Annotated in this window: 11 protein-coding genes; 3 read left to right on the forward strand and 8 right to left on the reverse strand. The window is 74.8% G+C overall.

The annotated features are described in order from the left end of the window. Nucleotides 1-72: 72 nt before the first annotated feature. Nucleotides 73-1,728: a GMC oxidoreductase gene (locus IE305_RS04870; RefSeq protein WP_229890534.1), complete on the forward strand. Its 1,656-nt coding sequence runs from the start codon at nucleotides 73-75 to the stop codon at nucleotides 1,726-1,728. A gap of 79 nt (nucleotides 1,729-1,807) precedes the next feature. Here the strand turns inward: IE305_RS04870 and IE305_RS04875 are convergent, their stop codons facing one another. From IE305_RS04875 to IE305_RS04895, 5 genes are all read right to left on the reverse strand, one after another. Then, a complete protein-coding gene (locus IE305_RS04875) occupies nucleotides 1,808-3,955 on the reverse strand; it encodes a PIG-L family deacetylase (protein ID WP_229890536.1) in 2,148 nt (715 codons plus the stop codon). Between the two features lie 392 nt (nucleotides 3,956-4,347). Continuing rightward, nucleotides 4,348-4,950, reverse strand: coding sequence for a GNAT family N-acetyltransferase (locus IE305_RS04880; RefSeq protein WP_190128084.1), 603 nt, complete (start codon nucleotides 4,948-4,950; stop codon nucleotides 4,348-4,350). Between the two features lie 112 nt (nucleotides 4,951-5,062). Beyond that, nucleotides 5,063-5,887 (reverse strand): hypothetical protein, encoded by an 825-nt coding sequence (locus IE305_RS04885; protein ID WP_190128085.1) that lies wholly within the window; start codon nucleotides 5,885-5,887, stop codon nucleotides 5,063-5,065. A gap of 259 nt (nucleotides 5,888-6,146) precedes the next feature. Next, entirely contained in the window at nucleotides 6,147-7,181 is a 1,035-nt protein-coding gene (locus tag IE305_RS04890; protein ID WP_229890538.1) for a polyprenyl synthetase family protein, read from the reverse strand. Between the two features lies 1 nt (nucleotide 7,182). After that, a complete protein-coding gene (locus IE305_RS04895) occupies nucleotides 7,183-8,232 on the reverse strand; it encodes a tetratricopeptide repeat protein (RefSeq protein WP_190128086.1) in 1,050 nt (349 codons plus the stop codon). A 410-nt stretch (nucleotides 8,233-8,642) separates the two neighbouring features. On the opposite strand from IE305_RS04895, the gene IE305_RS04900 reads away from it, so the two are divergent. Continuing rightward, nucleotides 8,643-10,271 (forward strand): phospholipase D-like domain-containing protein, encoded by a 1,629-nt coding sequence (locus tag IE305_RS04900; protein ID WP_268255847.1) that lies wholly within the window; start codon nucleotides 8,643-8,645, stop codon nucleotides 10,269-10,271. 198 nt (nucleotides 10,272-10,469) lie between these two features. Continuing rightward, a complete protein-coding gene (locus tag IE305_RS04905) occupies nucleotides 10,470-11,396 on the forward strand; it encodes a D-alanyl-D-alanine carboxypeptidase family protein (RefSeq protein ID WP_190128087.1) in 927 nt (308 codons plus the stop codon). Nucleotides 11,397-11,456: 60 nt separating this feature from the next. On the opposite strand, the gene IE305_RS04910 is transcribed toward IE305_RS04905, so the two are convergent. From IE305_RS04910 to IE305_RS04920, 3 genes are all read right to left on the reverse strand, one after another. After that, entirely contained in the window at nucleotides 11,457-12,395 is a 939-nt protein-coding gene (locus tag IE305_RS04910; RefSeq protein WP_190128088.1) for an alpha/beta fold hydrolase, read from the reverse strand. Between the two features lie 69 nt (nucleotides 12,396-12,464). Next, nucleotides 12,465-13,817, reverse strand: coding sequence for a wax ester/triacylglycerol synthase domain-containing protein (locus tag IE305_RS04915; RefSeq protein WP_190128089.1), 1,353 nt, complete (start codon nucleotides 13,815-13,817; stop codon nucleotides 12,465-12,467). Then, nucleotides 13,811-15,052, reverse strand: coding sequence for a glycosyltransferase (locus tag IE305_RS04920; RefSeq protein WP_190128090.1), 1,242 nt, complete (start codon nucleotides 15,050-15,052; stop codon nucleotides 13,811-13,813). Before IE305_RS04920 ends, IE305_RS04915 begins: the two co-directional genes overlap by 7 nt. Nucleotides 15,053-15,138: the final 86 nt, after the last annotated feature.

Raw genomic sequence — 15,138 nt, forward strand, 5'->3', positions numbered from 1 at the left:
TTGATCTCCCTAGCGTCACCGGCGGCGTGATCGACGCCGGTCGACGCCGACCCGACGAAAGGCCAGACATCCGTGGACCCTCGCACGGCCGCCGCACCGCGGCAGCCCCTCTCCCGCCGCCGGCTGCTGGGCCTGGCGGCCCTCGGCGCCGCCGCGCTCTCCGGCGCCACCACCATCAGCGCGGCCCCCAAGGCCAAGGCCCACGCGTTAGCCGGTGCCGACGGCTCGCACACCCCCGCCGTCGTGGTGGGCACCGGCTACGGGGCCGCCGTCGCCGCCCTGCGCCTGGCCGAGGCGGGCGTGGAGACGCTCATGCTGGAGATGGGGCAGCAGTGGGACACCCCGGGCGCGGACGGCAACGTCTTCCCGTCCATGCTCAAGCCCGACGAGCGGTCCACCTGGCTGAAGAGCCGCACCGAGGCGCCGCTGGGCTCCTTCCTGTGGCTGGACGTCGTCAACAAGAACATCACCCCCTACACCGGCGTCCTGGACCGGGTGAACCTCGGCCAGATGTCCGTCTACGTCGGGCGCGGCGTCGGCGGCGGCTCGCTGGTCAACGGCGGCATGGCCGTGACGCCCCGGCGCTCCTACTTCGAGGAGGTGCTGCCGCAGGTCGACGCGGAGGAGATGTACGCCCGTCACTTCCCGCGCGCCAACGCCGCGCTGAAGGTCAACCACATCGACGCGGGCTGGTTCGAGGAGACCGAGTGGTACCGCTTCGCCCGCGTCTCGCGGGCGCAGGCGGCCAAGGCCGGGCTGGGCACCACCTTCGTGCCGAACGTCTACGACTTCGACCACATGCGCCGCGAGGCGGCCGGCGAGGCCCCCAAGTCGGCCCTGGCCACCGAGGTCATCTACGGCAACAACCACGGCAAGCGGAGCCTGGACCGCACCTACCTCGCCGCCGCCCTGGGCACCGGCAAGGTCACCATCCGCACCCTCCACCAGGTGAAGGCCATCACCCGGCAGCGCGACGGCGCGTACGTGCTGACCGTGGAGGAGACCGACACGCGCGGCCGGACCGTGGCCCGCAAGCAGCTCTCCTGCACCCACCTCTTCCTCGGCGCCGGCAGCCTGGGCACCACCGAGCTGCTGCTGCGCGCCCGCGAGACCGGCGCACTGCCGGAGCTGAGCCCCGAGATAGGCGCCGGCTGGGGCCCCAACGGCAACATCATGACCGCCCGCGCCAACCACGTGTGGAACCCCACCGGCGCCCACCAGTCCTCCATACCCGCCCTCGGCATCGACGACTGGGACAACCCCGCGGCCCCCGTCTTCGCCGAGATCGCGCCGCTGCCCGCCGGACTGGAGACCTGGGTCAGCCTCTACCTGGCCATCACCAAGAACCCCGAGCGCGGCACCTTCGTCTACGACACCGCCACCGACCGGATGGGCCTGCGCTGGACCCGGGACCAGAACGCGCCCGCCGTGGCCGCGGCCAAGTCGCTCTTCGACCGCATCAACAAGGCCAACGGCACCATCTACCGCTACGACCTGTTCGGCTCGGGCGCGCGGAACTTCGCCGACGACTTCTGCTACCACCCGCTGGGCGGCTGCGTCCTGGGCAAGGCCACCGACCTCTACGGCCGGGTCCGCGGCTACGACCACCTCTACGTCACCGACGGCTCGCTGATCCCCGGCTCCATCGGCGTCAACCCGTTCGTGACGATCACGGCGCTGGCGGAACGCAACGTGGAGCGCGTCATCGCGCAGGACATCGCCCGCTGAGGAAACGATCCTTCGGGGCATGACGGGCGGGGCGCCACCCAGTGAGGGTGGCGCCCCGCCCGTCGTTGTGCCCCTGGGCTCAGGAGGACTCGGTGTCCCGCAGCACCTTGCCGTCGTGGGCGAACCAGTCGCCGAACGGCGCCTGGGCGGTGCCCTGCGAGCGGCTGCTGCTGAGCCGGCCGTCCATGCCGAGGACCACCGCGACCGTACGGCCCTTGGCGTCCTGCGCCAGCGCGGGCGTCCCGCGGTACGGCACGCCGCCGTCGACCCACGGCCCCGGGCGGCCCGAGCCCGCGGCGAGCCGGACCCGGCCCTTGTCGTCGCGCGCGGCCAGCACCGTCGAGGAGTTGGCGCCCTGCGCGAGCGACACGCGGCCGTAGCCGCCCATCGCGTCGCACTGCACCGTGACCCGCCAGCCGCCCTGCTCCCGCAGGTCGGCGATGACCACCCGCGCGGTGACCGGCTGGCGCATGGCCAGGCGCATCCCGCCGCCCTTCAGCGGCGCCAGCGTCAGGCTGCCCGTGGTGGCCGGCAGGCGCGTCGGGTCGGCCTTGCGGAACGAGTCGCCGGACTCCTCCGCCACCCAGTGGTGCACGGTCTTGGTGTCCGCCGCCACGACGTGCACCCGGCCCTGCGCGTCCACGGCCGCGTCGATGCCGTCCTGGACCCGTACGGGCTTCCCGCCGCCGGTGGGCAGCTGCTGCCACTCCGACCACTCGCCGTCGCCGGCGGCGGAGCGGAAGGCCACCCCGCCCTCCCAGGTCTTGACGAAGACGTGCAGGGCGCCGTCCTTGCCGGTCACCGCCACCGGGTAGCCGACCTCCAGCGACCGCTCCGGGTCGCTCTCGGGCGAGCCCAGCGACTCCCACCGGCCGAAGGACGGCGTGCCGTTCGCGTCCGTGCCCTTCTGCGCGGCGCTGACGATCTCCCGGCGGTAGTCCTTGCCGCCGGCCGGGCCGGGCAGCACCGTGCGCACCGAGAACAGCCGCAGCGTGCCGTCGTTCAGGCGCAGCGCCTGCACCTGGCCCTCCAGCATCGAGCCGCCGGCCGACACGGGGCCCGACCACACGCCGCTGCCGGGCCGGGTCTCGGTCCAGCACTGGGCCTGCCCGTCGAGGAGCGCGACGGCCACGAGCCGGCCGTCGGGCAGCGGGTGCACCCAGTGCTGGGTGCCGGTGGCCCGGTGGCGGAGGTTGAAGGACCAGCGGCTGTCCTTGGAGCGGGCGCCGACCTTGCGGTCGCCGCAGCCGTTGGGGTCGCCGCAGTCCTTGCCGTCGGCCCAGCCGTAGACGTCGAGGATCTTGACCTTGTGGTCGATGGTGGGGCGGTCCAGGTTGCTGGGCAGCGTGTCGACCTCGTAGCCCACGTAGCTGTCCACGGCCGTGGGGCGCGCGTGCTTGCGGCCCCAGTACTGGGCCAGCGCGGCCTGCGCGAAGCGCGCCGAGGCCGTGTGGTCCTGGTGGTCGTGGCTGAAGATGCCCTGGAGCTCCGGCGGCGTGTCCGCGTAGTGCGGCTGCTTGGCCAGGTGCGTGGGCGTGGGGTCCAGGGTGCGCACGACCGTCGGCCGGTAGCGGTCCAGCACGGCCGTGAGCGAGTCGATCACCTGCTGGCGGCTGTAGCTGTACGCGCGGCGCACCGGGCCGGAGGCCGGCGCCATCGTGGTGAGCGTGGGCGTGGCACCGAGCCACAGGCCGCGCAGGCACTCGCGGACCGGGTTCTTGATGTACCGGGCCTCGACCAGCTCCATGAAGATCAGCTGGATGTGCGGGGCCGCCTTGAGGCTCTGCACCTCGACCTCGAGGCCGGGCATCAGCGACACGGCCTCCACCGTCCAGGGGCTGAGCCAGTCACCGGTGGCCATCTGGGCGGTCGCCTCGCGCAGGCCGTTGATCCGGGCGCGGGCGAACTCCGGGCGCTTCTCGGGCATCCGGGAGTAGCCCGGGGTGCGGGTGAGCGCGTTGCGGCCGTCGGACTCGCCGCCCGTCATGCAGACGGTCACCGAGGGGGCGCCGCTGCGTATGGACTGCTCGAGCTCCGGGTTCATGAAGTACAGCGAGTCGTCGGCGTGCGCCATGATGTGCACGAACGACTCCGAGGTGACGGCCTTCGCGGGCCGCGCGGGGAACTCCCCGCCCTGGTGTCCCTTTTCGGCACCGGGGGCCAGCCACTCCCAGGCCCCCACCGCGCCCGCTCCGACGACCAGGCCACCACCGGCGACCTGAAGCACGCGTCGACGGGGTATTCGCCCTGGCACAGGGGTCACTCCTTCGTTCCGCGCGGCGGGCGCGCGGGAGTTGGCGGTTGGCTGGCATAAAGGGGCTGATCAAGGGCGCGTCGCCCGCGTGATCATGAGGTTGATCCTATGATCCGCAAACCGCTGTTTCCCTGCTGTTGTGTAACAGCCGTGCCACGGCGAGCCATAGATTCCCGCGCGATTGGGCAAACGTGCCGTTACTTGCGGTACGAGTCACCGTTGGTGACCGATATCTACCGGAACGTGCACGTTCCCTGAGTGTCGTGCTCCGGACAATGCGGGTCCCAGGACAGCGCCCCCGGCCCGGCGCGGGCAAGGGCCGGGGGCGCGATTCGCCCGAAGGAGCGCGGGCGGGGCGGGGTCGCTCAGCCCGCCGGCGGCCGGTCGCCGAGGATGCGCTGGTACAGCCGGTGGTCGCGCCAGGCGTCGTTGATGTGCAGGTAGTTGCGGGCGATGCCGATCGGCTCGAACCCGCACTTGGCCAGGACCCGCTGCGAGGCGGTGTTGTCCAGGAGCGTCCCCGCCTCGACGCGGTGCAGGCCCAGCCGCTCGTACGCGTCGGTGCACACCGCCGACACCGCGGCAGTGGCCAGGCCGCGCCCGGTGTGGCCGGCGTCGATCCAGTAGCCGAGGTTGGTGCTGTGGAAGGCGCCGTGGACGATGTTGTTGAGGTTCACCACGCCGACGATCTCCCCGCGGTCGTCGTCCTCGGCCAGGACCCAGGGCATCACGCGCCGCTCGCGCCGCAGCGCCTCCAGGTCGCGCAGCCGGGCCGCCTGCCCCTCGGTGGTGTAGAAGACCTCGGGCCGGCGGGGGTCCCAGGGGCGCAGGTGGTCCCGGTTGCGGCGGTAGGCGCGGGCGAGCGTCTCCGCGTCGTCCGGGGAGACGGGCCGCAGGACGACACCGGGGACCGCCTCGTACCGAGGCTCCCGGTCCCGGTCGTGCGGGGCGTTCTGCTCATCGATCATGGGCCCACGGTAGGACGTCGGGGTACGCGTGCCCACACGATTTCCCGGTGGGGGCGTCCCGGCCCCCGGCCGGGGCGGCCGGCGGGGGGCCGGAGGAGCGGGGCCGGTGGGGTCAGCGCCCGCCCGGGCCCGGGCTCCGCTCCGCGTCCGGGGCGCACACGCCCGGCAGCCGGAGTCGGTGGCGGGGCTCGCCGCGCGACGGGTGGCTCGCGGCCGGCTCCTCGGGGTCCGCGCCGGCGCCGCGCGTCACGTGGCCGGCCGGGGCGGCGGGGGAGGAGTCCTGGTCCCGCACCATCTTCACGCCGCCGAGCACCACGCCGACCAGCGTGACGAACGCCGCGAACAGGGCGATGCGCTCGGTGCGGCTCCACGGCGGCCGGGCGTCCGCGTCGAGCAGGACGTACGACGAGAGGGACTTGGCGACCCACAGCAGCAGCCCCGTGACCACGGCCAGCTGGGCGCCCGCGACCAGCCACCCCCAGCCGCCCAGCTGCCACCAGGCGAGGCAGGCCGAGACGTCCGCCACCGCCAGCAGCGGCAGGGCCACCCGCAGGCTCTTCCGCAGCCGGTGCGGGACGTGCCGGCTCGCCCAGGAGCGGCGGCGGTCCAGGATGCGGCGGACGTCCCCGCACAGGCCGTCGGCGAAGTATCCCTCGCCGTCAGCAGACATCCTGATCCGGTCGGGATGGATCTCCAGCGCGAAAGATTCCTTTCCATTCTGCGCGGCGATCGAAAAAGTTCTGACAATGTCCGGTGATCCGGCGGATCGCGTTACCTTCTCCAAGGAGCTTTCGGTGTAGACGTTGTTGCCGATGCCTATGGAGAACTCCCGCATGGAGGGCGAGGGGAAGTGCTGCCTCAGGGTCTCGACGATGTCGTCGATCTGACCCTTCGAGACCGGACGCCCGGAAAGCTCGTGAGAAGCCTTGCGCGCCATGAGCCGTTGGACCTTTCGCTCGATCGGCTCGTCGGTCGGCCGGTACGACGGAAGCCCGCTTCGTCGGGGGCGTACACGTACGCGGCCGAGGTCCAGGACCATGCGGAACGCGGCATGCCTCAACCCAACGCGTAGGTTACGGCATGAACTCCGTGTGAACAGAGCCGCTTTGGACCGCTCGCTGCAGAAATGATTCCGCAGCGCTCGGACCCTGAATTTCTCACCCCCGGCACCGGGCGCCGGCCGTGACTGCGGAGCGTCACAGCCGCCGGTCCACCAGGAAGTCCGTGAGCTCCAGCAGCTCCCCGACGACCTCCTGACGGAAGGGGGCGTGCGTGAAATACTCCCGCGCCGCATCCGCGCACCCGCGCGCCCGGTCGAGGGCGAACTGCCGTCCGCCCGCCTCCTCCACGAGCACGGCGGCCTCCGCGGCCGTGGCCGGGTCCAGCGCCGTGCCCGCCCCCAGCAGCACCGCCAGCCGCCGGGACGCCGCCGTGCCCGCCGCGAGGGCCGCCAGCACCGGCAGCGTCTTCTTCCCGCGCACCAGGTCCGCCAGCACCGGCTTGCCCGTGGCCGCCGGGTCGCCCCAGATGCCCAGCAGGTCGTCCACGGCCTGGAAGGCCGTGCCCAGTTCACGGCCCGCCCGCGCCAGCACCTCCACCAGCGGCGCCGGAGCACCCCCCAGCACCGGCCCCAGGGCCAGCGCGCACGCCAGCAGCGAGCCCGTCTTGCCGGCCGCCATGGCCTCGTACTCCGCGACCGCCACCGCCTCCGGGCCCGTCCACGGCCGGTCCTCGAAGAGCAGGTCGTCGGCCTGGCCGGCCACCAGCTCCCGCAGCGCCGCACCCACCCGCCGCACCGCCGCCGCGCCGTGCCGGCCACCGCCCGCCAGCGTCTCCACGGCCAGCGCGAACAGCGCGTCCCCCGCGAGCACCGCCGGGCCCGTGCCGAACGCCTGCCAGGCGCTCGCCCGGTGCCGGCGCCGCTCGTCGCCGTCCATCACGTCGTCGTGCACCAGCGAGAAGGTGTGCACCAGCTCCACCGCGACCGCCGCCGGCACCGCGTGCTCCGCGGCGACGCCCACGGCCTCGGTGCCCAGCACCACCAGGGCCGGCCGCACGCCCTTGCCGCCGCCCCCGGGCAGCGGCACGCCGTCCGCGTCGCACCAGCCCAGCGCGTACGACGCCATGCGGCGCGGCCAGGGGTGCAGTTCCCCGACCGCGGCCCGCAGGGCCGGCTCGACCAGCTCGCGGCTGCGCTCCAGCACACGCGGCCGGTCCAGGACCGGCGCCACCTCAGCGCCCCGCCCCGGCGCCGGCGGCCACCGGCTCCAGCAGCTCGGCCCGCGCCCGTTCGACCATCTCCCGCGTGTGGTGCAGGCCCCGTCCGCGCAGCGTGCCGGCCAGCGCGTCGAGGTCGGCCGCGGTCTCCTCGGGCGCCCGGCCCAGCCGCGCCCGCGACTTGACCAGGCCCAGCGTCGCCAGGGCCGTGCCGCGCGGCTCCGCCATGGCGCGGAACTCCTCCAGCGCCGCCTCGTACGCCGTGCGCGCCTCCTCGTAACGCGCCGCGCGGTAGAGGACGTTGCCGCGCATCTTGCGGTTGTAGGCCAGCGCACCGGCCAGGCTCATCCGGCGGCAGATCCCCTCCGCCTCCGTCAGCAGCGCCAGCGCCTCCTCGCTACGGCCGTGCAGGGACACCACGTCGGCTATGCCGCGCAACGCCCAGGCGTGGCCGCGGGCGTCGTCGGCGGTCCGCGCTATCTCCGCGGCCTCCTCGAACAGCGCGAGCGCCTTGTCGTACGCGCCGGTGTTGCGGTGGATCTGGGCGATGCCCTCCAGCGCCCAGACCGTGTGCCGGGCCTCGCCACGGCGTCTCGCCTCGGCGAGCAGCTGCTCGTGCAGCTCGGCCACGGCCGCGTAGTCGCCCTGGATGCGCCCGGTCTCGGCGAGCCCGGCGAGCGCGTAGCCGCGCGCCACGACGTCGTCGCCGCGCGCGGCCAGTTCCGCGGCGAGCGTCAGCAGCCGCCGGGCCAGCGCCAGCGCCCCGCGCTGCCGGGCCAGGGTGCCGCCGCTCCACACGGCCCAGGCCATCGCGCCCTGGTGGCCGGCGGCGCGCGCCGCGCGGTAGCCGGCCCGCCAGGCCCGTTCGGCCTCCTCGACCAGGCCCAGCCGCCGGCTGGACTCGGCGACGGCGAGCTGGGCGTGCGCCGCCTCCAGCGGGTCGCCGGACTCCTCGGCCCGGCGGAGCTGGCCGAGCGCGGCCTCGCGCACCTCTTCCAGTGAGGAGTTGACCGAGAGCGCGCCGAGCGCGCCGCGGTACTCCGGAGCGAATGCCTTGCCGTACATGCGGTCCCCTCGTGCTGCGTGGTGCGCGCCGGCCCCTGACGTGGCCGACGCGGCGACGGGCGCGGCCCCCGCACCCGTCCGGTCATGATCGACAACCTAAGCCGGGCAGGGGGACGGGAACATCCGTCCGCGAGGCGGTCCGGCGTCCGACCGGAGAGGGGGAGCAGGGCCCAGGGTCATCCCCGAGTCGTACGGGAACGTCAGATTCCGGACGGATCCGGGCCGGGGGATGGCCGGAACCCGGCGGTCCGGCCGCGCGGTGACCGCAGGCGCACGGACCGTGCCCGGACGGCTGATAGCTTCTCGGCGTTGATCATCCGTTCACCCGCAGGTCACCCCCGAGTCGCCGTGCCGTGACGGACCGTCAGCCATTCACCCCCGAAAAATCACTGCATGTCGAAGGATGCACCGTGCTGCGCCACCGGCCCCGTCCCCTGACCGGCCTCGCCCGCCGGGCGACCGCCTCCGCCGTCGCCCTCGTCGCGCTCCTGCCCGCCGCCCCCGCCCACGCGGCGGCCCCGCCCGCCCCGGCCACCCCGCACCTCGATGCCGTCGAGCAGGCGCTGCGCGAGGTCTCGCCCGGCCTGGAGGGCGAGGTGTGGGAGCGCACCGCCGGCAACAAGCTCGACGGCACCACCGCCGACCCCTCCGGCTGGCTGCTCCAGACCCCTGGCTGCTGGGGCGACGCCACCTGCGCCGACCGCCCCGGCACCCGGCGGCTGCTGGCGAAGACCACGGAGAACATCGCCCGCGCCCGGCACACGGTCGACATATCCACCCTGGCGCCGTTCCCCGACGGCGCGTTCCAGGACGCCGTCGCCGAGGGCCTCAAGGCCGCCGTGGCCTCCGGCAACACCCTGCGCGTCCGCGTCCTGGCCGGCGCCGCGCCCGTCTACCACCTCAACGTGCTGCCCTCGAAGTACCGCGACGACCTCAAGGCCCGCCTCGGCCCCGCCGCCGACCGCATCACCCTCAACGTCGCCTCCGTCACCACCTCGAAGACGGGCATCTCCTGGAACCACTCCAAGCTCCTCGTCGTGGACGGCGAGACGGCCGTCACCGGCGGCGTCAACGGGTGGAACAGCGACTACGCCGCCACCACCCACCCCGTCACCGACGTCGACATGGCCCTCCGCGGCCCCGCCGCGAGCTCCGCCGGCCGGTACCTGGACACCCTGTGGACCTGGACCTGCCGCAACAAGAACAACATCGCCGACGTCTGGTTCGCCTCCTCCGGCGGCGACTGCATGCCCACCCTGCAGAAGGACGCCCACCCCAGGCCCGCCGCACCCGCCGGCGACGTCCCCGTGATCGCCGTGGGCGGCCTCGGCGTCGGCGTCCGCGACAAGGACCCCGCCTCCGCGCACCACCCGCAGCCCGCCACCGCCCCCGACACCCGCTGCGGCATCGGCCTGCCCGACCGCACCAACGCCGACCGCGACTACGCCACCGTCAACCCCGAGGAGAGCGCCCTGCGCGCCCTCATCGGCAGCGCGCAGCGCCGCGTCGTCATCTCCCAGCAGGACCTCAACGCCACCTGCCCGCCCGTGGCCCGCTACGACATCCGCCTCTACGACCTGCTCGCCGCCAAGCTGGCCGCCGGCGTGAAGGTCCGCATCGTCGTCAGCGACCCTGCCAACCGCGGCACGGTGGGCAGCGGCGGCTACTCGCAGATCAAGTCCCTCGCCGAGATCGGTGACACCCTCCGCGACCGCCTCACCCGCCTCACCGGCGACCGCGACAAGGCCCGCGCCGCCCTCTGCTCCCACCTCCAGCTCGCCACGTTCCGCAGCTCCGCGAGCCCGCGCTGGGCCGACGGCCACCCGTACGCCCTCCACCACAAGGTGGTGTCCGTGGACGACGCGGCCTTCTACATCGGCTCGAAGAACCTCTACCCGGCCTGGCTCCAGGACTTCGGCTACATCGTCGAGGACCCGCGCGCCGCGGCGCAGCTCGACGCCGAACTGCTGACCCCCGAGTGGCAGTACAGCCGCGCCGCCGCCACCGTCGACGCCGGCCAGGGCATCTGCACCGCCTGACCCCTCCGCAGCCCCCGCCCGCCCGTCCGGCCGGTGCGCACCTCCCGTGCGCCGGCCGGACGGGCGTACGACTCCCCGGCGTTCGTCCGACGGTATGCCCGTAGGGGTGAACCGGATTTCATCTCGTACGGCCGGTGGTGCGAGCATGCGCTCTCCCGCACCACCCACCCCGAACACCGAGGGAAGTCTGGAGAGTTCATGGAGTCATGTGGGGGATCCGCGACGCGCCGGTGGGGAACGGCGCTGACCGCCTCGACGGCGGCCGTCGCGGCCTGCCTGCCGGCCGGGCCCGCCGAGGCCGCCGCCGGCCCGCCGGGCGTCACCGCCCGCGGCGCCTACCTGCTGGACAGCGGCGCCGACCGCGCCCTGTGGGGCAAGGCGGCCGACGCCCGGCTGCCGATGGCCAGCACCACGAAGATCATGACGGCGGTCGTGGTCCTCGACGAGCACGCCGGTGACCTCGCCCAGCAGGTCACCGTCAAACAGTCCTACCGCGACTGGGTCGAACGCCGCCAGGCCAGCACCGCCGACCTGCGCACCGGCGACCGGCTCACCGTCCGCCAGCTGCTCTACGCACTGATGCTGCCCTCCGGCTGCGACGCCGCCTACGCCCTCGCCGACACCTTCGGCACCGGCGACACCGAGGCCGGGCGCACCGCCTCGTTCGTCGCCGCGATGAACGACAAGGCCCGCGAACTGGGCCTGCGCGACACGCACTACGACTCGTTCGACGGCAACTCCACCGGCGGCGCCAACTACACCAGCGCCCGCGACCTGGCCCGCCTGACCCGCCACGCGATGCGCAACGACCTGCTCGTCAACGTGGTGAAGTCGTCCGGCACCCAGCAGAAGGCCGCCAACGTCAACCGCCTGTACACCTGGTACAACACCAACAAGCTGCTGGGCTCCTACCCCGGCGTCATCGGCGTGAAGACCGGCTCCACCCGGGCCGCCGGGCCCTGCCTGGTCTTCGCCGCCCGCCGCGACGGCCGCACAGTCGTCGGAGTGCTCCTCAACGACCCGGCGGGCCGCTACCCGGACGCCGCGAAGATGCTCGACTACGCGTACCACGTCAGGACGCCGCTGCGGCTGCGGACCCTGCCGCCGGGCGCGCACGAGGACTGACCCGCGCCCACGCCGGCCCGGGCCCGTCCCACCCGGGCCCGGCCCGGCACGGCGTACGGCTCAGCGGCCGGCCGACTGCCGCGGCCCGGGCAGCGGGGCACGCGTACGGGCCCCGAAGTGCTCGACCGGCGTGCAGTACTCCAGCCCGGCCAGGGTCTCCCCGGAGTAGAACCGCAGCAGCAGGTCGACCAGTTGCGCCGGGCACTCCAGGTGCACCAGATGATCGGCGTCCCGGAGGGTGGTGAACCGCGCGTCCGGGCACAGGGCCGCCGTCTCCCGGCTCAGCGCCGGGGTGCTGAGCGGGTCGTGCTCACCCGTGGCCACCAGCACCGGGACCCGCACCGGAGGGCCGTCCGGCACCTTCAGGTTCGCCAGCAGCCGGCGCGAGTTGTTGCAGTACTTCGCCAGGTCGTCCGCCGACATGTCGTACAGGGCCCGGGTCAGGCACCGCACCACCGTCGCCCGGCGCGACACCGTCACCCACGGGGAACGGCACATCATGCCGTCCAGCACCCGCTGCACGAACTCCGCCCGCCGGCCCTCCTCCACCAGCCGGATGCTGTCCTCCACCGACGCCCGCGTCGCGTCCGTCAGCCGCGACGTGGCACCGACCAACGCCACCCGCTCGGCCCGCCCGGGATGCTCCCGCGCCCACTCGTACGCCACCGCGCTCCCGTACGAGGTGCCCAGCACATTGACCGGCGACGACGTGACCTTGCACAGCAGCTGGTCCAGCGCCTCCGCCAGGAAACCGAAACCGTAGTGCGCCGGCAGCCCGTCCGCGCCGCCCCAGCCCGGCAGATCGACGGTGATCACGCTGGCCGCCTCCAGACAGCCCTGCTCCAGCCGCCCCCAGGCGTTCTGGTACTGGAAGGCACCGCCCACGAAGACGATCGGGGCCAGCCTGGCACCGGGCTGGTGCACGACCCGGCCCGTGTAGGCGTAGCCGTCGAGAGTGAGCGGAATGACCTCTTCGGAAAGTGAGGTGCGGGTCGGCACGGCCGGTCTCCGATCGTGGGGGAAGGATTCACCAGGGCAACGAGGGCTAACGAAGGCTGCGGCGGGACGTCACTGCGGCGCGGGCCCCGGCCCGGCCCGCAGCGCCGCCACCTCCTGCCGCGCGAGCGCACAGAGACGGGGAGCCAGGTCCCGGTGCGCGTGATCCGCCGTCACCGCCAGCACCGCACCCCCGTCGTGCAGCACCATCGTCAGCGCCAGCGGGTGCCCCGGGCTGAGCGGCGGCATCACCGCCATGTCCGTGCACCGCGCCCCGCCCAGCCACAGCGCCCCGCAGTGCGTCGCCATGCTGCTGCACAGCACCGACGCGTACAGCGGCGAGTCCGCGTACCGCCCCAGCAGCGCCGCCACCGCCCCGTACCGCCGGGGCCGCGACGCCACCAGCCGCGCCTGCGCCACGGCACGCGGCCGCAGCCCCGCGCGCCGCGTGAACTCGTCGACCTCCCGCAGCCGGCGCAGCGGGTCCCCGCCCAGCGGCAGCGGCACCCGCACCGTGGCGTAGTGGTTGCCCAGCAGGTCCGCCTCGCCCTCCGGCCGGACGTCCACCGGCACCATCGCGCACACCCCCGGCAACGCCAGCCGCCCCGTCAGCCCGGCCGACCGCAGGGCACCCCCGGCCGTCGCCAGGAACACCGCGTTGGCCGACGCCCGGCCCGACGGCAGCGCCGCACGCGCCGCGGCCAGCTCCGCCGGCGGCAGCCGCAGCCACGACACCGCCCGCCGCCCGTCCACCGGCCCGTGGAACGGCAGCACCCGGCCCCGCGGCACCAGGTCCGCCAGCGCCCGCAGCGCCCCCGCCCCGCCCCGCGCCGCCCGCCCGTCGCCGGCCGGCCCGCGACGCGGCGGCGGCAGCGCGGCCGGACGGTCCAGCAGCGTCCGCAGCAACGCCAGCAACGACATGCCGTCCAGCAGCCCGTGGTGCGCGCGCAGCAGCAGCGCGAAACCCTCACCGGCCGGCAGCAGATGCAGCTGCCACGGGGGCCGCCCGGCCGGCAGCGGCTGCGCCAGCAGCCGCGCGGCCAGCGCCTGCGTCGGCACCAGCGGCGCCCCCGGCTCCGCGGCGACCACATGCGCCACCGCGTCGAACTCCCGGTCCATCGCCCAGCCCGGCCACGCCCGCCGGCCCCCGGCCACCACCGGCACCAGCCGCAGCCGGTCGTGCACCCGCCAGCGCTCCGCGACCCGGCACCGCAGCGCCGCGAGGTCCGGCGGCGGCCCGTCGAACCACGCCAGCGCCTCGATGGTCATGCACATCGCGCCACTGCTCTCGTGCCGGTGCATCCAGGCGTCCAGCGGCGGCATCGCCACCGGCGCCCCCACGACCACGCCCGCCACCGGCGCGGCGGCCACCGCCCGCCCCACCACCTGCCGGGCCACCTGCCCCGCCTCCGGCCCCGTCACCACGCCGTCTCCGCCACCGCCCGCACCACGGCACCCGCACCGTCCTCCCGGCCCAGCCGCCCGGCCAGCTCGATGGCCCGCCGCACGTACCGCGGATCCGACGTCACCCGGCGCAGCCCCGCCGCCAGCCGCTCCGGCGTCAGCTCCGCGAACGGCACCGCCCCCGGGCTCACCCCCAGCGCCGCCAGCCGCGCCGCCCACCACGGCTGGTCCGTGAGCACCGGCACCGGCACCGCCGGCACCCCCGCCCGCAGCCCCGCCGCCGTCGTCCCCGCACCGGCGTGGTGCACCACCGCCGCCACGCGCGGGAACAACCGCCCGTGCGGCAGCGGGCCCACCGTGATGACGTCGTCGCCCACCACCGACAGGCCGGCCCAGCCCGCCTGCACGATGCCCCGCACACCCGCCAGCCGCAGCGCCTCCGCCGTCACCTCGGCCAGCCGCCCGGGATCACCCGGCACCATGCTGCCGAACCCCACGAACACCGGCGGCGGACCGCTCGCCAGGAAGTCCGCGACCAGCGGCGGCGGTTCCCAGCCCGCGCACTCGTGCGGCCACCAGTAGCCCGCCACGTGCAGCCCCGGCCGCCAGTCCGCCGGCCGCGGCACCACCGTCGGGCTGAACCCGTGCCAGATCGGCCAGCGGCTCCGCTCCCGCTCCGCCCGCAGCCGGCCGCCGCCCCGGTGCGCCAGGCCCAGCCGCGCGTGCAGCTCCCGCAGCGCCGCCCCGTACAGCGCGTCCATCACGCCGTTGGCCAGCCGCGCCTTCAGCCGGTTCGCCCGGCCCGGCGGCCGCCACGCCGACGTGCACGGCGGGAACGCCATCGTCGGCACGTCCGGCTGGAGGAACACGCCCATGCTCGGAATCCCGTGATACCGCGTCACCACCCGGCCCAGCGGCGCCGCCAGCGTGGACAGCAGCACCAGGTCGGCCTTGGTGTCCACCGCCCCCAGCAACCCGTCCACCAGCTCCAGCGCCGCCCGCCGGGTGGCCGCGGCCAGCCCCGCCAGCGCCCCCGGCACCCGCGCCGCCCCCCGCGACCCGCGGTGCGCGGCCAGCAACTCCTCGAACGGGTCGTCCCCCAGCGAACTCACCCGCAGCCCGCAGCACGACAGCTCCGCGAAGCGCGCGTGCGCCACGACCTCCACGTCGTGCCCCTCGGCCAGCAGCCGGTGACCGAGACCGGTGTAGGGGGCGACCGAACCCGTCGTACCCGCTGTGATGATCTGGATGCGCATGCCCGGCCCTTTCACCGCCTGACCGGACAACGACGGCGCACCCGGGCCGGATACGGCCGCACCCCGCGGGACCCGCAGGGCTTGGC

This window comes from Streptomyces mashuensis (assembly GCF_014654785.1).
GTDB lineage: Bacteria > Actinomycetota > Actinomycetes > Streptomycetales > Streptomycetaceae > Streptomyces > Streptomyces mashuensis.

Excerpts from the sequence above, each read along its gene's own strand:
- IE305_RS04880 (WP_190128084.1), bottom strand. The coding sequence starts at position 4,950 with ATGATCGATGAGCAGAACGCCCCGCACGACCGGGACCGGGAGCCTCGG.
- IE305_RS04885 (WP_190128085.1), bottom strand. The coding sequence starts at position 5,887 with ATGGCGCGCAAGGCTTCTCACGAGCTTTCCGGGCGTCCGGTCTCGAAG.
- IE305_RS04895 (WP_190128086.1), bottom strand. The coding sequence starts at position 8,232 with ATGTACGGCAAGGCATTCGCTCCGGAGTACCGCGGCGCGCTCGGCGCG.
- IE305_RS04905 (WP_190128087.1), top strand. The coding sequence starts at position 10,470 with ATGGAGTCATGTGGGGGATCCGCGACGCGCCGGTGGGGAACGGCGCTG.
- IE305_RS04920 (WP_190128090.1), bottom strand. The coding sequence starts at position 15,052 with ATGCGCATCCAGATCATCACAGCGGGTACGACGGGTTCGGTCGCCCCC.